This window comes from Modestobacter sp. SYSU DS0875, from assembly GCF_054050915.1.
In genome coordinates this window covers 38,277-57,424 of record NZ_JBJHAH010000019.1, presented here as the reverse complement: position 1 = coordinate 57,424, position 19,148 = coordinate 38,277, and the positions used below count along the sequence as shown (strand labels likewise).

Annotated in this window: 21 protein-coding genes, 1 tRNA gene and 1 pseudogene; 10 read left to right on the top strand and 13 right to left on the bottom strand. The window is 70.7% G+C overall.

The window, feature by feature from the left end; genetic code table 11:
- Positions 1-3 precede the first annotated feature (3 nt).
- The 3 genes from ACI79Y_RS13110 to ACI79Y_RS13100 all read left to right on the top strand — a co-directional run bounded on the left by ACI79Y_RS13110 (position 4) and on the right by ACI79Y_RS13100 (position 2,530).
- Positions 4-471: a TIR domain-containing protein gene (locus ACI79Y_RS13110; RefSeq protein WP_457158891.1), complete on the top strand. Its 468-nt coding sequence runs from the start codon at positions 4-6 to the stop codon at positions 469-471.
- A gap of 6 nt (positions 472-477) precedes the next feature.
- Positions 478-1,077, top strand: coding sequence for an Nmad2 family putative nucleotide modification protein (locus ACI79Y_RS13105; RefSeq protein ID WP_457158890.1), 600 nt, complete (start codon positions 478-480; stop codon positions 1,075-1,077).
- A 151-nt stretch (positions 1,078-1,228) separates the two neighbouring features.
- Entirely contained in the window at positions 1,229-2,530 is a 1,302-nt protein-coding gene (locus ACI79Y_RS13100; protein WP_457158889.1) for a MazG nucleotide pyrophosphohydrolase domain-containing protein, read from the top strand.
- A gap of 54 nt (positions 2,531-2,584) precedes the next feature.
- Here the strand turns inward: ACI79Y_RS13100 and ACI79Y_RS13095 are convergent, their stop codons facing one another.
- Positions 2,585-3,604: a nucleotide kinase domain-containing protein gene (locus tag ACI79Y_RS13095; RefSeq protein WP_457158888.1), complete on the bottom strand. Its 1,020-nt coding sequence runs from the start codon at positions 3,602-3,604 to the stop codon at positions 2,585-2,587.
- Positions 3,605-4,107: 503 nt separating this feature from the next.
- Here ACI79Y_RS13095 and ACI79Y_RS13090 point away from each other — a divergent pair.
- Complete coding sequence (locus ACI79Y_RS13090) at positions 4,108-4,290, top strand: hypothetical protein (protein WP_457158887.1); 183 nt, start codon at positions 4,108-4,110, stop codon at positions 4,288-4,290.
- A 143-nt stretch (positions 4,291-4,433) separates the two neighbouring features.
- Positions 4,434-4,628, top strand: coding sequence for a helix-turn-helix transcriptional regulator (locus ACI79Y_RS13085; RefSeq protein WP_457158886.1), 195 nt, complete (start codon positions 4,434-4,436; stop codon positions 4,626-4,628).
- Positions 4,629-4,794: 166 nt separating this feature from the next.
- Here ACI79Y_RS13085 and ACI79Y_RS13080 read toward each other — a convergent pair whose 3' ends face one another.
- The 5 genes and pseudogenes from ACI79Y_RS13080 to ACI79Y_RS13060 form a co-directional block, all read right to left on the bottom strand.
- Positions 4,795-6,225 carry a hypothetical protein gene (locus ACI79Y_RS13080; protein WP_457158885.1) on the bottom strand — a complete coding sequence of 477 codons (1,431 nt, stop codon included), beginning with the start codon at positions 6,223-6,225 and terminating at the stop codon, positions 4,795-4,797.
- 50 nt (positions 6,226-6,275) lie between these two features.
- Positions 6,276-6,773 (bottom strand): hypothetical protein, encoded by a 498-nt coding sequence (locus tag ACI79Y_RS13075; protein WP_457158884.1) that lies wholly within the window; start codon positions 6,771-6,773, stop codon positions 6,276-6,278.
- A gap of 311 nt (positions 6,774-7,084) precedes the next feature.
- Positions 7,085-7,432 carry a tyrosine-type recombinase/integrase gene (locus ACI79Y_RS13070; RefSeq protein ID WP_457158904.1) on the bottom strand — a complete coding sequence of 116 codons (348 nt, stop codon included), beginning with the start codon at positions 7,430-7,432 and terminating at the stop codon, positions 7,085-7,087.
- A 401-nt stretch (positions 7,433-7,833) separates the two neighbouring features.
- Positions 7,834-8,094, bottom strand: a pseudogene (locus tag ACI79Y_RS13065) (phage integrase central domain-containing protein); the annotation flags it as partial.
- Positions 8,095-8,376: 282 nt separating this feature from the next.
- Positions 8,377-8,449, bottom strand: a tRNA-Asn gene (locus ACI79Y_RS13060).
- Positions 8,450-8,587: 138 nt separating this feature from the next.
- Between ACI79Y_RS13060 and ACI79Y_RS13055 the strand changes: the two genes are divergently transcribed.
- Complete coding sequence (locus ACI79Y_RS13055) at positions 8,588-8,815, top strand: hypothetical protein (protein ID WP_457158883.1); 228 nt, start codon at positions 8,588-8,590, stop codon at positions 8,813-8,815.
- 18 nt (positions 8,816-8,833) lie between these two features.
- On the opposite strand, the gene ACI79Y_RS13050 is transcribed toward ACI79Y_RS13055, so the two are convergent.
- From ACI79Y_RS13050 to dusB, 5 genes are read right to left on the bottom strand one after another with little or no spacing between them, the layout of a single operon-like run.
- Complete coding sequence (locus ACI79Y_RS13050; RefSeq protein ID WP_457158882.1) at positions 8,834-9,412, bottom strand: hypothetical protein; 579 nt, start codon at positions 9,410-9,412, stop codon at positions 8,834-8,836.
- Positions 9,409-11,292, bottom strand: coding sequence for a DNA primase (dnaG, locus tag ACI79Y_RS13045; RefSeq protein ID WP_457158881.1), 1,884 nt, complete (start codon positions 11,290-11,292; stop codon positions 9,409-9,411). Before dnaG ends, ACI79Y_RS13050 begins: the two co-directional genes overlap by 4 nt.
- 15 nt (positions 11,293-11,307) lie before the next feature.
- On the bottom strand, positions 11,308-11,937 hold the full coding sequence (locus ACI79Y_RS13040) for a YdcF family protein (protein WP_457158880.1): 630 nt from the start codon (positions 11,935-11,937) through the stop codon (positions 11,308-11,310).
- Positions 11,938-11,994: 57 nt separating this feature from the next.
- On the bottom strand, positions 11,995-12,453 hold the full coding sequence (locus ACI79Y_RS13035; RefSeq protein WP_457158879.1) for an Rv0361 family membrane protein: 459 nt from the start codon (positions 12,451-12,453) through the stop codon (positions 11,995-11,997).
- 7 nt (positions 12,454-12,460) lie between these two features.
- Positions 12,461-13,618, bottom strand: coding sequence for a tRNA dihydrouridine synthase DusB (gene dusB / locus ACI79Y_RS13030; RefSeq protein ID WP_457158878.1), 1,158 nt, complete (start codon positions 13,616-13,618; stop codon positions 12,461-12,463).
- Positions 13,619-13,858: 240 nt separating this feature from the next.
- On the opposite strand from dusB, the gene ACI79Y_RS13025 reads away from it, so the two are divergent.
- Positions 13,859-14,956, top strand: a complete 1,098-nt coding sequence (locus tag ACI79Y_RS13025) for a type IV toxin-antitoxin system AbiEi family antitoxin domain-containing protein (RefSeq protein ID WP_457158877.1) — start codon at positions 13,859-13,861, stop codon at positions 14,954-14,956.
- Between the two features lie 59 nt (positions 14,957-15,015).
- Here the strand turns inward: ACI79Y_RS13025 and ACI79Y_RS13020 are convergent, their stop codons facing one another.
- Positions 15,016-16,428: a glycine--tRNA ligase gene (locus tag ACI79Y_RS13020; protein ID WP_457158876.1), complete on the bottom strand. Its 1,413-nt coding sequence runs from the start codon at positions 16,426-16,428 to the stop codon at positions 15,016-15,018.
- 168 nt (positions 16,429-16,596) lie between these two features.
- Here ACI79Y_RS13020 and argG point away from each other — a divergent pair, with 168 nt between their 5' ends.
- Positions 16,597-18,045, top strand: a complete 1,449-nt coding sequence (gene argG, locus ACI79Y_RS13015) for an argininosuccinate synthase (RefSeq protein WP_457158875.1) — start codon at positions 16,597-16,599, stop codon at positions 18,043-18,045.
- Between the two features lie 32 nt (positions 18,046-18,077).
- Here argG and ACI79Y_RS13010 read toward each other — a convergent pair whose 3' ends face one another.
- On the bottom strand, positions 18,078-18,353 hold the full coding sequence (locus tag ACI79Y_RS13010; protein ID WP_457158874.1) for an antibiotic biosynthesis monooxygenase: 276 nt from the start codon (positions 18,351-18,353) through the stop codon (positions 18,078-18,080).
- Between the two features lie 51 nt (positions 18,354-18,404).
- Here ACI79Y_RS13010 and ACI79Y_RS13005 point away from each other — a divergent pair, with 51 nt between their 5' ends.
- On the top strand, positions 18,405-18,743 hold the full coding sequence (locus ACI79Y_RS13005) for an ArsR/SmtB family transcription factor (RefSeq protein WP_457158873.1): 339 nt from the start codon (positions 18,405-18,407) through the stop codon (positions 18,741-18,743).
- Entirely contained in the window at positions 18,743-19,135 is a 393-nt protein-coding gene (locus ACI79Y_RS13000) for a Fur family transcriptional regulator (RefSeq protein ID WP_457140747.1), read from the top strand. Before ACI79Y_RS13005 ends, ACI79Y_RS13000 begins: the two co-directional genes overlap by 1 nt.
- The last annotated feature ends 13 nt before the right edge of the window (positions 19,136-19,148 follow it).

The following is a 19,148-nucleotide window of genomic DNA, read 5'->3' as shown; positions in this document are numbered from 1 at the left end:
TGCGTGTCCGACCAGCACAACGTGTTCATCAGCCACCGGCACGAGGACGACGCGCTTATCGCTGACCTCAAGGACTTGGTGGCCCGCCACGGCGCGGACGTGCGGGACTCGTCGATCAACGCGGCCACGCCCAACCAGGCCAAGGACCCCGACTACATCAAGTCGATTCTGGCCGAGCGCATTCGGTGGGCCGGAAAGATCATTGTCATCGTCTCCCCGCAGACCAAGGACCATGAGTGGGTCGACTGGGAGATCGAGTACGCCAACAAGCTCGACGACAAGCGGATTATCGGCGTCTGGGCTCCCGACGCCACTGGCTGCGAGTTGCCCGAACCGTTGCAGCGGCACGCCGACGCGATCGTCCCCTGGAACGGCGAGAAGATCGTCGACGCGCTCGACGGAACGGACAACTGGGAAGATCCGGACGGCTCGCCGCACGGCGGCTACGCGATCAGCCGCATCGGCTGCTGACCGCCGATGCGGCTCTACAGCTACGTCGTTCGCTACGACATCGGGTTCGCCCCCAATCCTTTTCACGGCTGGTGCACCCTGGCCACCTGCAAGCAGGACATCCGCGGGAAGGCGCAGGTCGGGGATTGGATCGTGGGCACCGGGTCGAGGGAGCAGGGCCTAGGCGACCGACTGGTCTACGCCATGCGTGTGGAGGAGACCTTGGGCTTCGACTCCTACTGGACCGATCCCCGCTTTCGCCGAAAGCGGCCAAACCTGCGCGGCAGCCTCAAGTACGTCTACGGCGACAACATCTACCACCGTGGCCCCGACGGCGGCTGGGTTCAGGAGAACTCTCGGCACAGCCTCGACGACGGCAGCCCTAACCACGGGCACGTGGCGCGAGACACTAAGGCCGACGCCGTCCTCGTCGCCCGCCAGTTCGCCTACTTCGGTGGCAGGGGGCCGGTGATCCCTCACGAACTCCGCCACGGCTACGGCATGGACCTCGTGCATGGCCGGCCGTCCTACCGGGTGAATTTTCCGGACAAATTGCGTGATGCGGTCATCGACTGGGTCTGCAGCGACCTGGACCAAGGGCTGCAGGCCGATCCCCGCGACTGGTGACCGGCGGACATCCGGGCCGACGGCCGCCCGCCGCATGCCTGCCCCGGCACGGGCAGATATTCGATCCCCCGCCGTACCCTCGGACCATCCCGTCATTTCGGCGGCGTCGCCGCCTCGCCCGGTCGGCTCGGACACAGACGGGAGCCCCGCCGTGCGGCTCGATGATTACCAGGACCGCATCGCCGCAGCGGACGACGGAGACGCTCTCACCTCCGTCCTGGGGATCGGCGCACACGCCGGCGCGCTGCTTCAGGCGCACAGCCGCTACTTGCAGGACGCTCTCGACTTCGGCGCCAGTACCGCGTTGGTGGTCCGCGAACTGGGCGACCTGCTCCGCCACGTTTCGGTGATGGCAACGGTGAACAGCCTGTCCCTCGATGAGATCGCCCGGGCGAACATCGCCAAGATCCGCCACCGCGCCAAGGACCGACGGCTGCCGGCGGCGCCAACCGTCCCCGAGGGGCCGGTCGGTGCCAACTTTTACCAAGAACTGGCCGCTGTGACCGACGAGGACGCCAAGGACGGAGTCGACCCGCTCACGCTTGGCGTCCCGATGCTGGGCCTCGCCGGCGAGGCCGGCACTCTTCTCGTCGCGCAGAAGAAGGCCTACCGCGACCGCGACCCGGCAGCCACCGATCCGGAGTTCTTGGCCGTGGAGCTCGGTGACCTGCTCTGGTACGCGGCCACGGTCGCTCGCCACTCCCGGATCGACCTCAAGGACGTGCTCGAAGACAGCGCGGTCCGTGCGGAGGAACGCCATCGCGAGCGCTTGGCGCTGGCCGAGCTGCCTGCCCATCTGCCGATTCTGGATGAGGACTACCCGGACCAGGAACGCTTCCCCCGCCGGCTGGTGATCCGATTTCAGCAGCAGTACGTGCACGGCCGCGCCCAGGTGGCTCTCACGCTACTGGCCGCCGAGCCGAACGTTTTCCCCGACGGTCCCGTCGAGACCGGCCGCGAAGGCAAGGCGCAAGGCTTCGACCTGCCGCAATCGCTGGGTGATGCGCTAACCGACAACTCCCGTCGGGTCGACGACTATCGCTTCCACGACGCCATCCACCTCGGGTTTCTGGCCGTGATGGGTTGGTCACCGCTGATGCGCATGCTGCTGCAGCTCAAGCGGCGCAGCGACTCTCTCACCGATGAGAACGAGGACGGGGCACGCGCCATCTTCGCCGAAGAAGGAATGGCGGCCGTGCTGGCGAAGCGGGCGGCGAACTCGCAGGGCTTCCTTGCCGAGCGGTCGGTCGACGAGGAGACCGTCGAGATGCTCCGGACGGTGTTGGAGGATCTTGAGGTCGACCGCATGCCGGCGTGGCTATGGAGGCGCGCGATCACACAGGGCTTCTCGGCCATGCGCTCCCTCGCCTTGGGGCCCGGTGGCTTCCTGGTGGTCGACCTTGACGCCCGATCGCTCAGCTATCACAAGCGGCCCCCTGCAGGCATTCGGTAAGCCGCAGTTCGGGCAAGCCAGCGGACAGCCTCGCAGTCCAACTTGCTACAGGATCTACCGCCCTCCAGGCCGCGAAGCCGCTGACAAAGGAAAGTCAAACATTCGGGGCTTCGGGTTGCTGCCCGGCGATGCGCCATAAGACTCCGGCACCCGCAGCCGCCACTTCGGCGGGAAGAACGGACGCGGCACCGGCTGCGGTACAGGCCGCGTCCGATATCCCTGCTTGATCCGAGTACGGCCGGACACACCCGTGACCTCCGGGTGCGCCACCCGGGCATACTTGCTGATCTCACAGTACAGGTTCTGGCAGTCGATCAACTTCAGCGGCCGGCCGAACAGCCCGTCGAACTGCAAGCCGAGGCGAGCAAATTGCTCCTTCTGCTGCAGAGTGGTCAACCGAATCAGGTCCGCGGACCGCCGCAGGTCCGCTCCCGGCCAGGCCTTCGCCAGCCCGTCCCGCGCTCCGGGACCAGCAACGACGAACTCGTCCTCGTCATGATCGATGACCGTCGAGTAGTTCAAATCGATAGCCATCTGATACCCAAGGAAGGCGCCGATTCCGGGCCATGCCGTCAGTAGCCGGTAGATCTCCTCCAGAGAGCCCGCCGCCGTCAGCTGGTCCCCCATTCCAGCTTCGAGCATCTTCATCGTCAGGCTAAGGTGCCCCGCGTGCTTTGGTCCGGGCTCGCCGGGCACCGGGGGAACGATGTACGCGGCCGAGTAGATACGCAGACCCGAGGCCCGGGCCTGCCCGAGTACCCGGCCGACTGCCGAGGGGTCGAACGAGGCCAGGCGCGGTGGCCCGAGCCGGTCGGTTAGCAGCTCCCAGGTGCTAATCCGGTTGAACCACTTGAAGAGAAGAACCCGAAATACGACCTCGTCGCGGTCCTGATCTCCCGAGTAGATGACGTTACGGATCAGATACTGACTGACCCGGTCAGCGGCACGAAAGGCGTTGGTGAACCGCCACGATGCCAGTACCGGATCATCCGTCCATGGCGGCGCCTCGCCCCGCAGCCGTCGCAGGTACAGGTCTTGCCGGGCGGCTGCAAACCGCCAGTACGAGTCGAACACCGGGCCAGGCGCAAGCGTAACCATCGTGGCCAATGTGCCATGACCCCTGGCTCCGATCCCCGCCCCGGCACCAGCGCGTCTCTCACACCACCGGGTCCGACACACCTCCTGCACCCAGGCTTGTCGTTGCGTCGTGACGTATCGGGGTGCCGTCGACTGGAACATCGGTCCTAACAGTGGCCAGCATGAGCAGGCGGCGGAATGCATCGATGCGGTTTGAGGCGCAGCGCCGAGTGGCGCGGCTGCAGGCGCGGCAGCCGAGCGCCTCACAGTCCGGTGATCCGGCAGCAGCTGCAACGCAAGCGATCGAGTCCGCTGCCCAGGCCCGGCGGCGCGCCGCGTCGACGTGCGGGTGGTGCGGAGGCCCAATCACCGTCAAGGCGACGGGACGGCTCCCGAAGTGGTGCTCGGCGTCGTGCCGACAGCGAGCCTGGGAGCAGACTTGCGCCGCCACCTCGGGACGCTCGGCAGTCCAGGTTGTCGAACGACGCGTGGAGACGCCGGTGCCCATCCCGCCGACCCGCCACGACTGGCCCCGCCTGCTCGATGAGCTCGTCACCCAGCTCGACGCCGGCCGCATCTACAACCGGGACCTGGACGAGCTGTCCCGTGCCCTGACCGCGATCAGCGTTTCGATGACCCGCCGCATCTACATCCGCAACCGGACAGCGCCCCGCCCGCACTGAGTAGGACGCCGGGGTGACGTGCCAGTCAGCCAAGAGTGACGCCACCCAGTCCGGTGTCACCCCGACGCTGCTGGCAGCAACCTCACGACGCCAGCGCCTTCTCCAAGCGACCAGCTCCACTCGTCTTCGTCCGAGGAGATGCCATGACCATTCGTCTGTTGACCACCGAGGAAGTCGCCGCCCGCTTCCGCACCGGGCCGGCCACGGTCCGCTACTGGTGTCACGTCGGCATCGGCCCTTCCGGCATCAAGGTTGGTCGTCGGGTGCTCTACGACGAGGCGGAGTGCGACCGGTGGTGGGAGACCAAGGTCGCGGCAGCGCTGCACGGCAGCCGCTGAGCCGATCATGGTGGTCGTCCCGCACGTAGCTACAGGACGGCGCGCTCAGCCATCTCCGTCGACGATGGCGGCCCTGGTCCAGTCCCCGACCGAGGGCAGCGCCACCAACTTCCTGACGGCACGGTTCTTCCGTACGTGTGCATCGCGAACCGACGGCATGGAGTGGCTAGGTCTTCCCATTCACAGAGAAGCTGGCGAGGGTGCCATGACCTTCGGTTTCACGAATCCAGATTTCGGTGGGATCGAGGCCACCTCCGCTGCGCCACTCCAGCATGCAGGCGGTACTAGTAGTCACCGGCCGGGGTTCCACGGCCCCATCGGTGGCGGGTAGGACCCGCAGAGCGCCGAAGAACTTCGACCGCTCGCCTTCCGGCCGCATCTCCGGCTGGTTGGTGATGACGACCTGAACGCGCTCAGCAATCACGCCTCCGTCGGGATCGAGCAGGCGCGCGGGACCTTCGTAGGTCTTCACATGCGGCCCTCGCTTCATCGCACTGCGCACTTGAGCAGCAGAGACCTCACCCGGACCGTTGCCTACGCGAGTGCCAGCGTCTACCGGCATAATTCGAGTGGGCGTCGGCTTCCGCCTGGGAGGCAGGTCTGAGAGCGCACGCTCGAGAGCGGCGAGCCAACCGTTCGGGTGACTCTCGACGAGGACGACCGCGCCTCCGCGGGGAGCGCCCATGGTCTCGCTCGCGGCCTTGACGATGTCGTAGAAGCGCCTGTCCGTGGTGAGCATGTAGTCGCAGTCGGGCAGGTAGGAGGCATGTGCTGCATCCATGCCGTTGCTCTCCGCGAGCCGCTTCCCAAGCTGGAGCACCTCAACAGTTCCGTGCCACCACCACCGCGGGAGGTTCCAGCCTTCGATGTCGAATAGGAAGAATCTGTTGAACGACTCGCGATCTCTCCGCATCGTTCTCAGATCGACGTACGCACCCAGGGAGTCCTCTTGCGTCTTATCGCCATATCCGATGAGTCGTCCAAGACCCTCGCGCCCGAGGGTCGCCCACATGACGTCTCGGGCGCTCACGCGCCACCACAGGACCGGCGTGTCCGCCGGCCATCCGAGTCGAGATCCGGGGTCCGGGTCAGGGTGGTCCTCGGCGATGGTCGCAGCCAGGGCGGCTGATAAGAGATCACCTTCAAGGAACGGCCACCCAGCCCTATTAGCTGCCTGGACCCGAGCAATCTCGGCTGCCGCGTCATCCTCGGCTGTCGCCCTGGCCCGTCGCTCAAGGACCTTCTCTGGCTCCGTCTTTGCCTCGCGCCAGTAGACCTTCGTCCAGTAATCCCGGAAGGAGAACAAGCGGTCGGTCTTCGGAATCGAACGCAACCACTCGGGCCGCAGACGCCTGACCTCCTCGACGAGCTCCATCGCCTCCGCATCGGCAGGAAGCTTGCGCCAATGCCGCGAGGCCATCATGTTCACGATGGCAGTCCGCTTGCCGACGTCGCCGGTGCGAAGGGCCTCGGTCAACATCATCGCGCTGAGCACGGCCTTGTGACCGGTGCGCTTGAAGAGCGCAGCAACGGTTTCTGGGTCCGTCTCTTCGGCCAAGTAGGACCACACGTTGGTGTCAATCAGCAGCACGCTCACGCGAGCGACCTCCAAGAGTCATGGCGAGGAGCGCCTAGTTGGCCGACGCGTCAGGTCTCGTCAATGAGTCTGATCAGCAGTGCGCTCGGTGTCTTGTTCATCTTTGCTGCGGCTGCGGCAACAAGGGCAGCAACGGACTTTAGGGCGGAGTGGATGTTGACCCTATACTCCGTGGGTAGCGTTTCACCCTTGCGTCGGTTGAGGATCAGGAACGTCTCGTCGGTGTTCCACATGGGCATCCAACCGAAGGGGCCGCCCGTTCCGTCCAACGACTTCTGAAGTTTTCCCTTGCCGAGCGCGTACTCGTCGAAGTGCGTGAACATGTCGCGCACATCCTTCAGGTCCTGACTCTGCTCGAAGTAGGCCTTCACCGCGGGGTCATCCTTGCCCAGGAACTTGATGGCGCCAGCGACTGCGTTCTGCAATGCAATGACGCACATCATCCCGTCGACCTCGCCGTCGACTCCAGCTGCCTTCGCCGCGGTGGCATGCGCGTCGGCCGCGACGAGGAACGCGTGCGAGTACGCGACCAGCGTTGACTTGCTCACCGAAAGATTCTGACACTGACGGCAGCGGCCTCATAGCAACGCAGTGACCCATTACGCCGCCTGTCGGCGCCTTAGCCTCGCCGGCAGCAGACGGCGGGACCGACCCGACCACCCGCCGCCATGCATGAGGCGCGCAACCCCTGCCTCGCGTGCGTACCGACAGGCCCGCATCCTGCCCACACGGTGCCCACAGAAGGGCGGCTTTGGACTGTAGCCGGCCATCGCCGCCAACGGTGAAAGGCCAGCTCAGAAGACATAACGCTGATCATGAAGGTCAGCGAAGGGCATCGAAGTCTCGCTTAGTCTTGCAGTCACCGCCCCAGCACTCGGGCGGCCTCGGCGCTGACCACTTGACGGCCGAAGTAGACATCCAGGGTCATCGAGGGATTGGCATGGCCGAGCTGGTCGGCCACCTGGCGCGGGGTGAAGCCGGCTTCGTCCAGGCGGGTGGCGACGGTCTTGCGAAAGTTGTGCGAGGTGACCCACGACCACGGGCCCTCGGCGCAGCGGACCGGGCGGCCGGCCGCCGTCCGGCTCGCTCCGGGCTGGAAGTCGGTCCCGCCGCAGGCTTCGCACTCGAAGCCGTCCAGCAGCTGGCGCAGGTCCGTGGAGACGTTCGTCGGGTCCCGCAGCGTGCCCGCGACCGGCCTCGGGAGCACCAGCTCGGTGTCCGGCCGCAGGGGTGACGCCAGCCGGCGGCGACCATCTCCACCGCGAAGTCCGGCACCGCGATGATCCGCCAGCCGGCTGCAGTCTTGGTCCGCGGCTGCACGACCATCCCCTGCTTGGGCACCCGCACCGCGGTGGCGTTGACCTCCCAGGTGCCGGCGTCCAGGTCCAGCAGCGGCCGGCCGGCGGTCTCACCCGTGCGCAGCGCCACCGCCTCGCCGATGCGGGCGCCGGTGGCGAGCATCCAGTCGATCAGGTCGACGACGTCCAGCTCGTTGGCCCGGGCACTCCCCCGGAACAGCTCGACCAGCCGGACGGTCTGGTCGACGGTCAACGCCCGCGGCGCCTTCTTGGCGGTCGTGTCGATCCGGAGGCTGGCGTCGCGCACCGGGTTGGCGGTGACCGCGCCGTCGTCGATGGCGAGGGAGAACATGCCCGACAGGCACGCGCGGGCGGTCTTGGCGGCACCGGGCCCGCTGGTCCTGGCGATCGCGGTGAGCGCGCGGCCGACCCGGCCGGGGGTGACCTCCTGCAGCGTCAGCTGACCGAAGGCCGGCAGCACCGAGGTGCGCACCACCGAGCGGTAGGTGCGCTCGGTGCCGACCGACCAGCCGTGGTCGGCGGCCGGCCACGCCTCGACGAGGGCCGACACCCGGGCGCTTGCGGTGAGCACGCCCACTCCCCCGGGCCCACGGCGCGGCCAGCTCAGCCTTGCGCGCCCGCTCGGCGGCGGCGCGGCTTGCACCCGGTCTGGGAGACCTTGTGGGCGCGCCAGTCGAGGCCCCTAAACCGGGCGGGCCGGGTCTTGCTCCTGGACAAGCGGGGGACGCCGGTCTTGTCGACGTGGACGGCCCGCCGGCGCCGCTCTCCGGGTGCCATCCCAGTAAACGAACGAGGCCCTGACCAGCGGTTGCGCTGGTCAGGGCCTTCTCTGCTCCCCCGACTGGACTTGAACCAGTAACCCTGCGATTAACAGTCGCATGCTCTGCCAATTGAGCTACGGGGGAACGAACGGGTGGTCGCCCGTGCGCCTGGAAGAGATTACCCCACCCGGCCGGCGGCGTCGGGAGGGGGTTCTCGGCGGGTCGCGCGGCGCGATGCCGGGTACCGTCCCCACTTCCGTCCCGATCCCTGGAGGAACTCCCGTGGCCAAGCTGTCCTTCCTCGCCGGCTTCGGTGCCGGCTACGTCCTCGGCGCCAAGGCCGGCCGCGAGCGCTACGAGCAGATCCGCCGCGCCTACTCCCACGCCAAGGACGACCCGCGCCTGCAGAGCGTCGCGGGCATGGCCCAGGCCCAGGCCGACGCCGCGGTGAAGTCGGTCAAGGGCAGCCTCGGGCAGGGCAGCACCGGGCAGGACAGCACCCAGCGCTGACCCCCGTCCGGCCCGCGGTCAGCGGGTCGGGTCGTCGGCATCCACCGCGGCGGCCAGCCGGTCCCGGGCGATCTGCCGGGCCTGCGGGTCGTCGCGGTCGGCGTCGTCGTCGAACACCACGCTCCACTCCCGCGCCGCCTGGCCGGGCACCCGGCGCGCCACCAGCAACACCGCCCCGCCACCGGGCAGCGGGTGCCGCTGGCTGGTCACCACCGTCCGGTCGACCCGGCTGCGCACCTCGGCCGGCAGCTCCCCCGCCTCGGCGAGCACGTACCGCTGCTGCGGGCCCCTCGCCTGCACGCCCGGCTCGACCTCGGTGAGCGACGTGACCAGGAAGCTGCCCCCGGTGCCCGCCGCGGTCCAGCGCGCCGTGCCCACCTCGTGCCAGCGGAGCACGGGCACGGCCGCGGCGTCGGCGAGCGCCAGGTCGTCGGGCACCAGCCGAAGCCCGCGGCTGGTGGCCACCAGCCAGCCCCCGCCCACCAGCCCGCCCCAGGCGAGCACCCGCTCGTCGGCGTCCGATGACGCGGCGACCACCGCCCGAACCGGCTCGGGCGGGCGGGCGAACCGCGCGCGCAGGGCGCCGAGCAGCGTCACGGCGTGAGGCCGCCGGCCGCCCGCTTGCGCAGCGAGATCGCCAGCTGCTCGAGGTCCATCAGCTGCTTGAACGCCTTCATGTACTCATCAGCCGCCTCGACCGGGTTCATCCGCTGCAGGCGGCCCTTGAGCGCGGCCACCTGCCGGACGGTGGTGATCTCCTGCAGCCGGGCCATCAGGGCGTTGACGTAGGTGACGTCGTTCTCCCCCACCGACCGCATCGGCTCCACGGCCAGCGCGGTCAGCATCGCCTTCGCCGTCTCCCGGTCGCAGTGCTGCTCCACCTGCTCCACCCAGTCGGCGCCGCTGACCGTGGCCCTGGCCGCTCCCCCGGCCGCGGCGACCGCGGCGGCGACGGCGGCGTAGTCGGGGTGGGTGAAGTCGTCGGCGCGCACGGCGTCGAACTCGGGGCCGGCGATCTCCGGGCACTGCAGAGCGGCCTTCACCGCCTCCCGTTCCACCTCGACCGCGACGTCGTCCGGGCTCTTGCGCGGGGTGCGCACCCGACCCCGCTCGGGGGCGGCGCCGCCGTCGGCCAGGCGGCGCACCCGGGCGACCACCTCGCTCTCGTCGGGCAGGCCGAGCAGGCCGGCGAGCCGGCGGGCGTAGGCCGGCCGCAGCGCGTGGTCCTTGATCTGGGCCAGCAGCGGCGCGGTCTTGTCCAGCGCCGCGACCCGGCCCTCCACGGTGTCCAGGTCGTACTCGGCCAGCATCGTGCGCAGCACGAACTCGATCAGCGGGGTGCGCCGGGCGATGAGGTCGCGCACCGCGGCGTCCCCGTGCGCCTGGCGCAGCTCGCACGGGTCGCGCCCCTCCTGCTCGACGGCGACGAACGTCTGCGCGACGAAGCGCTGATCCTCCTTGAACGACTTCATCGCCGCCGCCTGGCCGGCCGCGTCGCCGTCGAAGGTGTAGACGACCTCCCCGCGGAACTCGTCCTGGTCCATCAGCAGCCGGCGCAGCACGTTGATGTGCTCAGGCCCGAACGCGGTGCCGCAGGAGGCGACCGCGGTGGTCACCCCGGCGACGTGGCAGGCCATGACGTCGGTGTAGCCCTCGACGACGACGGCCTGGTGGTTGCGGGCGATGTCCCGCTTGGCCCGCTCGACGCCGTAGAGCACCGAGCTCTTCTTGTACAGCGGCGTCTCGGGGGTGTTCAGGTACTTCGGCCCCGGGTCGTCGTCCATCAGCTTGCGCGCGCCGAAGCCGATGACGTCGTTCGTGAGGTCGCGGATCGGCCAGATCAGCCGGCGGTGGAACCGGTCGATGAGCGTGCCGCGGGAGGACTCCTTGGCCAGCCCGGCGGTGACCAGCTCGGCCTGCGAATAGCCCAGGCCGCGCAGGTGCCGGGTCAGGGTGTCCCAGCCGCCGGGGGCGTAGCCGCAGCCGAAGTCCAGCGCGACCTGCCGGTCGAAGCCACGTTCGGCGAGGAACTGCCGGGCCGGTGCGGCGTCGGGGGTCATCAGCTGCTCGGCGTACCACCGCGCGGCCTCGGCGTTGGCCGACACCAGGCGGGCGCGCTGCCCGGCCGCTGCCCGGTCGGGCCCGCCGGTCGGCCGGCCGCCGTCGTCCTCGTAGTGCAGTTCGACGTTGGCCCGGCGGGCCAGCAGCTCGACGGCCTCGGTGAAGGAGAGGTGGTCGATGTCCTGGATGAACCGGATGACGTCACCGCCTGCCCCGCACCCGAAGCAGTGGAACAGGTTCCTCGAGGGGGTCACGTGGAAGGACGGCGACTTCTCGTCGTGGAACGGGCACAGCCCCTTCAGGCTGCCCCCGCCGGCGCGCTTGAGCTGCAGGTGCTCACCGACGATCTCGTCGATCTTCGCCCGCTCGCGGACCAGCGCGATGTCGGCGGCCCGGATGCGTCCCCGACCGGCCATGGCTCGTCCTCCCTCTCAGCCGATGCCCGGGGCGCCGGCGACGCTCTCACCGGTCGCGCGGTAGAGCAGGTACGCGGCGGTCTCCCGGAGGATGTAACGGAACTGCGTGGTGCGGGTCTGCACCGCCGGGCCCTGACGGGTGGGCGAGCTGGTGGCGTCCATGCCGGCGTCCTCCGCCATCCGCTCCGCGCGCATCGCGTGCCACGGGTCGGTGACCAGGACGGCGGTGTCCCAGCCGCGGTCGGCGAACGCGGCGCCGACCGCCCGCATGCTCTGCAGCGTGTCGACGCCCTCCTGCACGGCCAGCAGCGCCTCGCGGGGGACACCGGTCTCGGCCAGGTAGTCGCGGCCGGCCTCGGCCTCGGAGAACTCGTCGCCCTCGGCCCGGCCGCCCACGGTCACGACCACCGGGGCCACGCCCTGCTCGTACAGCTCACGGGCGTGCTCCAGCCGCGCCTCGAAGATGGAGGACGGGACGCCGTTGTACTGCGCCGAGCCCAGCACCACGATCGCGTCGGAGGCCGGCCGCGCGTCCTGCCGAGCGGTCCACCAGATCGCCAGCGCCGTCGAGCCGACCAGCAGCGCCGACGCGACCACCGCGGCCCCGACCACCCGGACGGCCAGCCGGCCCGCGAACGCTGCCACGCGTCATGGGTACCACGCGGGGCCGACGGGGAGCGGACCGGACGGCGACGTGCCCGCTCAGTCGAGCGTCCGGGTGCCGCAGACCTTCGTGCCGCCCTCGGGGACGACGGTGAGCTGGGTCCGGGAGACCGCGCCGTCGTCGTCCCAGCGGACGTCGACCAGCTGCACCGGCGCGCCGTCGACCACGTCACCGGTGACCGCGGTGACCTCCGGATCGCCCGGCCGGAGGTAGTCCTCGGCGAGGTCCGGGGCGAGGACCCGGGCCCGCACGTCGTCGCAGACCAGGTCGTAGGCGGTGCCGAGGTCACCGGCGTCGAGCGCGCGGACGAAGACCGTCGCGACCTCGGTGGCCTGCTCCTCCGGCGAGCCCTTGAACACGCCCATCGCGGCGACCATGGCGACGGCCACCACCAGGGTGCCGACGAGCAGCCCCACGAGCAGGCCGGTGCGCCGCCGCGGCGTACCGGTGTGCAGCGGCGCCGGGTCGTCGTCGTAGAGGAAGGGGCCCGTGGTCATGACTCGCTCATCCGCCGCTCACCGTCAGCTCCGCGCCGGACGGCGGGGTCGGGTCGTCCCGGTCGACCAGCCAGCCCTCCGGCAGCGCCACCGGCCGCGGCGGGGTGGTGCGCCCGCGCGGGGCACCCAGCACCGCCTCCGGGTACGGCTGGTCGGGGATCCGGCCGAGCAGCTCGGCCAGCTCGTCGAGGCTGCTGACCATCGCCAGCGCCCGGCGGACGTCGGAGCCCACGCTGAACCCCTTGAGGTACCAGGCGACGTGCTTGCGGAAGTCGGTGCAGCCCCACAGCTCGCCCTGGTCCTCCGCCAGCAGGGTGGCGTGGCGGTGCATGACCGCGGCCACCTCGCGCAGCGTCGGCAGGGTGCGCCGCGACGAGCCGGCGAAGGCCGCGGCCAGGTCGCCGAACAGCCAGGGCCGGCCCAGGCAGCCCCGCCCGACCACCACGCCGGCACACCCGGTCTCGGCGACCATGCGCAGCGCGTCGTCGGCCTCCCACAGGTCGCCGTTGCCCAGCACCGGGATCTCGACGGTCTCCACCAGCCGGGTGATCGGCGCCCAGTCGGCGGTGCCGCTGTAGAGCTGGTCGGCGGTGCGGCCGTGCAGCGTGATCCCCGCGGCGCCCTCGTCCTGGGCGATCCGGCCGGCGTCGAGGTAGGTGACGTGGTCGGCGTCGATGCCGATGCGGGTCTTCACCGTCACCGGCACGTCGCGGGCGGCGGTGACGGCGGCGCGCACGATGTTCCGGAAGAGGGTGCGGCGCCATGGCAGCGCCGAGCCGCCGCCCTTGCGGGTCACCTTGGGCACCGGGCAGCCGAAGTTCAGGTCGATGTGCGCCGGGCGGGTGCCGGCCACGTTCTCGTCGACCAGCATCTCCACCGCCCGGCCCACCGTCGCCGGGTCGACGCCGTAGAGCTGGACGCTGAACGCGTCGGCCTCACCGGGCGCCGCCTGCACCATCTGCAGCGTCTTGGCGCTGCGCTCGACCAGCGCCCGGGTGGTGATCATCTCGCAGACGTAGAGGCCGGCCCCGAACTCGCGGCACAGCGTGCGGAAGGCCGGGTTGGTGATGCCGGCCATCGGCGCGAGCACCACAGCGGGGTCGACGGTCAGCGACCCGAGCTGCAGCGCCGGCAGTGCCGTCGTCCGCTCGAGGGTGCTGGTCACGCGCTCCAGGGTAGGTGGCCCGGCGGTGTGCCCGTGGTCACGGCTCATGAGCCGGGCGACCTGATGGAGAGCCGCGCCATGACGCGGCTCACCATCAGCTGCAGCGGCTGTCCATCGAGTGCGACGGCGCCGCTACCAGGAACGGGCCGGCAGCGCGGTGGCCCATCCACCCGTGGTGCGGTCGTCCCCAGGGCGGCTCCGCCGGCCGACGCGCGCTGCCGATCAGGGCAGCCTCCACTGGTGACCACCCCGTTGCCCGTCCCGCTGACAGTCGACGAGCCGGTCCGCCGTCGGCTGGGCATCTTCACCACAGCCGAGCTGGACGCTTCCGGCGTCTCGGAGAGCGAGGTCCGGTCGGCCGTGCGCCGGGGCACGTGGGTCCGCCTGCGCACCGGCGTCTTCACCACTGCCATCGACCTCGCCGAGGTGGAGCGCACCGGGCGCCGTCCCGGCCTGGACGCGCTCGCCGTGACCACCAGCCTCGGTCGGCCGTCCGCTGCGTTCAGCGGCGCGACCGCCGCCTGGGTCTGGGGGCTTCCGCGACCGCGCTCGGCCGGGTCCGTGGTGGAGCTCACCGACCCGCACAGGTGGCGACGCGGCCGGGGCTGGCTGATGACCCGCGCGGCGCTCCCGGACGACGAGGTCACCATCCACGGGGCCTACCGGGTGACCACCGCTGCCCGGACGGTCGTCGACGTGGCGCGCTCCTGGCCGGAGGTGGGTGCAGTGGCCGCCGTCGACGCCGCCCTGCTGCGCCGGCTGACCACGCGGGAGGAGCTGGCTCGGGTGCTCGACCGGCAGGCCCGGGTGGCGGGGATCCCGCGCGCGGTGCGAGCGGTGGAGCTCGCGGACGGCCGCAGCGAGTCCTGGCTCGAGACGTACGGGCGGCTGGTCTTCACCGCGCTGGGGCTGCCACCGTTCGTGCCGCAGGTCGAGCTCCGGGTCGGCGGGCGGCTGCTGAAGGTCGCCGACGGCTGGTACCCGGACGCGGCGCTGGCCATCGAGTTCGACGGGCAGGTGAAGTACCGCCGGCCGGCCTTCGGGCGCACGGCGGAGCAGGAGCTGTGGCAGGAGAAGCGCACGGAGGACCTGTTGCGCTCCCTCGGCGTCCGGTTCGTGCGGGTGGCCGCCGAGGACCTGACCGACCGGCGACGGCAGGCGCTGGGTGGGCAGGTGCGGCGGATGCTGTCCACACCCGGCCCGGCCTGCCCGGAGCTCGAGGTGATCCCGCGGGCCGAGGGACGGTTGCGGGACCAGGATCCTGGGGACGACGGCTGGCTCGCGCGCGCCGACGACCGGGTCGGTGCCCGCCGACCGATGGTGAGCCGGCCGACCTGATGGGGAGCCGGGCCGTGGCGCGGCTCCCCATCAGGTTCTGCGGCTCAGCCGCCCAGCCCTCAGCAGCCGGGGAGGCGGGCGCCGAGGTAGGCGACGACCTGGTCCAGGGCCACCCGCTCCTGGGTCATCGCGTCGCGCTCGCGGATGGTCACCGCGTCGTCCTCGAGGGTGTCGAAGTCGACGGTGATGCAGAACGGGGTGCCGACCTCGTCCTGCCGCCGGTAGCGCCGGCCGATGGCGCCGGCGTCGTCGAAGTCGACGTTCCAGTTCCGGCGCAGCTCGGCGGCGAGGTCGCGGGCCTTGGGCGAGAGGTCGGCGTTGCGCGACAGCGGCAGGACGGCGGCCTTCACCGGCGCCAGCCGCGGGTCGAGCTTGAGCACCGTGCGGGTGTCGATGCCGCCCTTGGCGTTGGGCGCCTCGTCCTCGGTGTAGGCGTCGACCAGGAACGCCATCAGCGACCGGGTCAGGCCGGCGGCCGGCTCGATGACGTACGGCGTCCACCGCTCGTTGGAGGCCTGGTCGAAGTAGGACAGGTCCGAGCCGGAGTGCTCCGAGTGGGTCTTCAGGTCGAAGTCGGTGCGGTTGGCGATGCCCTCCAGCTCGCCCCACTCCGAGCCCTGGAAACCGAACCGGTACTCGATGTCGACGGTGCGCGTCGAGTAGTGGCTCAGCTTCTCCTTCGGGTGCTCGTAGTGCCGCAGGTTCGCCGGGTCGATGCCCAGGTCGGTGTACCAGCGGGTGCGCTCGTCGATCCAGTACTGGTGCCACTCGGCGTCCGTGCCCGGCTGGACGAAGAACTCCATCTCCATCTGCTCGAACTCACGGGTGCGGAAGATGAAGTTGCCCGGGGTGATCTCGTTGCGGAAGGACTTGCCGATCTGGCCGATGCCGAACGGCGGCTTCTTGCGCGAGGCGCCCATGACGTTGGCGAAGCTGACGAAGATGCCCTGCGCGGTCTCCGGGCGCAGGTAGTGCAGCCCCGACTCGTCCTCGACCGGGCCGAGGTACGTCTTGAGCATCATGTTGAAGTCGCGCGGCTCGGTCCAGGAGCCGGTGACCCCGCAGTTGGGGCAGGTGATGTCGGCCAGGCCGTTCGCCGGCGCCCGGCCCTTCTTCTCCTCGTAGGCCTCCTCCAGGTGGTCGGCCCGGAACCGCTTGTGGCAGTTCTGGCACTCGGTCAGCGGGTCGGTGAACACGCCGACGTGACCGGAGGCGACCCACACCTGGCGGGGCAGGATGACGGAGGAGTCCAGGCCCACGACGTCGTCGCGCCCCTGGACGACGGTGCGCCACCACTGCTTCTTGATGTTCTCCTTGAGCTCCACGCCCAGCGGCCCGTAGTCCCACGCGGAGCGGGTGCCGCCGTAGATCTCCCCGGACGGGAAGACGATCCCCCGGCGCTTGCAGAGGTTGACCACCTTGTCCAGGCGGGCGGGGTCGGCGGTACGGGGGGACTGGGTGTCGCTGGGCACGAGGGCTCCATCCGGCTGGCGGTCGGCGGGTGGTCTTCCTGCGGGATCCCGGCACGAGCGGGCGGGTGTCGAGGGGCAGGGAGGTCCTGCACGACGTTAGTCGCCGGCCCTGCGGGCGGTGACCACCCACCTTTGCATGCTCATACATGACTGTGCATACTCTTACCCGTGTCCAAGGTGCTCACCTCCCTGCCCGTCGGCGACCGCGTCGGGATCGCCTTCTCCGGCGGCCTCGACACCTCCGTGGCGGTCGCGTGGATGCGCGACAAGGGCGCGGTCCCCTGCACCTACACCGCCGACATCGGCCAGGCCGACGAGCCCGACATCGGCTCGGTGCCCAGCCGCGCCGCCGCCTACGGCGCGGAAATCGCCCGGCTGGTCGACTGCAAGGCCGCGCTGGTCGAGGAGGGCCTGGCCGCGCTCACCTGCGGCGCCTTCCACATCCGCTCCGGTGGCCGCAGCTACTTCAACACCACCCCGCTGGGCCGCGCGGTCACCGGCACCCTGCTGGTGCGCGCGATGCTCGAGGACGACGTCCAGATCTGGGGCGACGGCTCCACCTACAAGGGCAACGACATCGAGCGGTTCTACCGCTACGGCCTGCTGGCCAACCCCGGGCTGCGGATCTACAAGCCCTGGCTGGACGCCGACTTCGTCACCGAGCTCGGTGGCCGCAAGGAGATGTCGGAGTGGCTGGTCGCCCACGGCCTCCCCTACCGGGACAGCGCCGAGAAGGCCTACTCCACCGATGCCAACATCTGGGGCGCCACCCACGAGGCCAAGACCCTGGAGCACCTGGACACCGGCATCGAGACCGTCGAGCCGATCATGGGCGTGAAGTTCTGGGACCCGGCGGTGGAGATCGCCACCGAGGACGTGACGGTCGGCTTCGAGTACGGCCGCCCGGTCAGCATCAACGGCAAGCAGTTCACCTCCGCCGTCGACCTGGTGCTGGAGGCCAACGCCATCGGCGGCCGGCACGGGCTCGGGATGTCCGACCAGATCGAGAACCGGATCATCGAGGCCAAGAGCCGCGGCATCTACGAGGCCCCGGGCATGGCGCTGCTGCACATCGCCTACGAGCGGCTGGTCAACGCGATCCACAACGAGGACACGCTGGCCACCTACCACAGCGAGGGCCGGCGGCTGGGCCGGCTGATGTACGAGGGCCGCTGGCTGGACCCGCAGGCGATGATGCTGCGCGAGTCCCTGCAGCGGTGGGTCGGCATGGCCGTCACCGGCGAGGTGACGCTGCGGCTGCGGCGCGGCGAGGACTACTCGGTGCTGGACACCTCCGGCCCGGCGTTCAGCTACCACCCGGACAAGCTCTCCATGGAGCGGACGGTGGACTCCGCGTTCGGCCCGGTCGACCGGATCGGCCAGCTGACCATGCGGAACCTCGACATCGCCGACTCGCGCGCCAAGCTGGAGCAGTACGCCCGGATGGGCATGGTCGGCGGCGCCACCCCGACGTCGATCGGTGCGGCGCAGGCGGCGTCCACCGGGCTGATCGACGCCTCGCAGGAGGGCGGCGCCGAGGCGATCGCCTCCCGCGGCCAGGTCTCCCCGAACGACGAGCTGTTGGACCGGGCGGCGATGGAGTCCGGCACCGACTGATCGCGCCGCCGCGGCCCGGCAGCGCACCGGGCTCAGTCGGTGAGGTAGGCGCCCGGCTCGTCGAGGGCGTGCACCCACACCGGTGCGCCGGCCAGCTTCACCTCGGGGGCGGACAGCGCCCGGCGGTAGGTGCCGACGCCGTCCCACGCGGTCCACAGCGCGAGCAGCTCCGGGTCGTCGGCCGCCCGGCCCACCGCGCCGTCCCGGAAGCCGGGTCGGGTGCGCAGCACCGCCAGCAGGTCGGTCGCGGCGGCGAGGAGCTCCGCGACCTGGTCGGCCGGGGCACGCAACCTGGTGACGGCGAACACCGGGACCTCCTGTGTTTGACAACCGTTCTCATGTGCGTGGAGGATGATGTCATGTCCGCGGCCGTCTCCACCCCCAGCCGGACCATCCCCGCCGACGTGCTGGCCGCCAGCGAGCTGCTCACCGCGCTGGCGTTCCCGCTCCGGCTGTCGATCGTCGCCCTGCTCGACGAGCACGGCTCCCGCTGCGTGCACCAGCTCGTCGACGCCCTGGGCGTGCCGCAGCCGCTGGTCTCCCAGCACCTGCGCGTGCTGCGCGGGGCCGGCCTGGTCACCGGCGTGCGCCGGCACCGGGAGGTCGACTACCGGCTCGTCGACGGGCACGTCGCCCACATCGTGCGGGACGCGATCGCCCACGCCGCGCACCGCGAGACCGCCGAGGGGAACGCCTGATGGCCCGCACCACCCGCCAGCGCGCCGCCGTCGCCGCGGTCTTCGACTCCCTCGACGGCTTCCACAGCGCGCAGGAGGTGCACGCCCGGCTGCGCACCTCGGGTGACACGGTGGGGCTGTCCACGGTCTACCGCGCGGTGCAGGCGCTGGCCGACGACGGCGAGCTGGACTCCATCCGCACCGACTCCGGCGAGGCGCTCTACCGCCGGTGCAGCGCCCAGCACCACCACCACCTGGTCTGCCGCTCCTGCGGGCGCACCGTGGAGGTCGCCGGCCCGGCGGTGGAGCAGTGGGCCGACCGGGTCGCCGGCGAGCACGGCTTCTCCGACGTGAGCCACACCCTGGAGATCATGGGCACCTGCGCCGAGTGCCGGGCCGCCGGCCGCGCCTGACGCCGATCGGGCC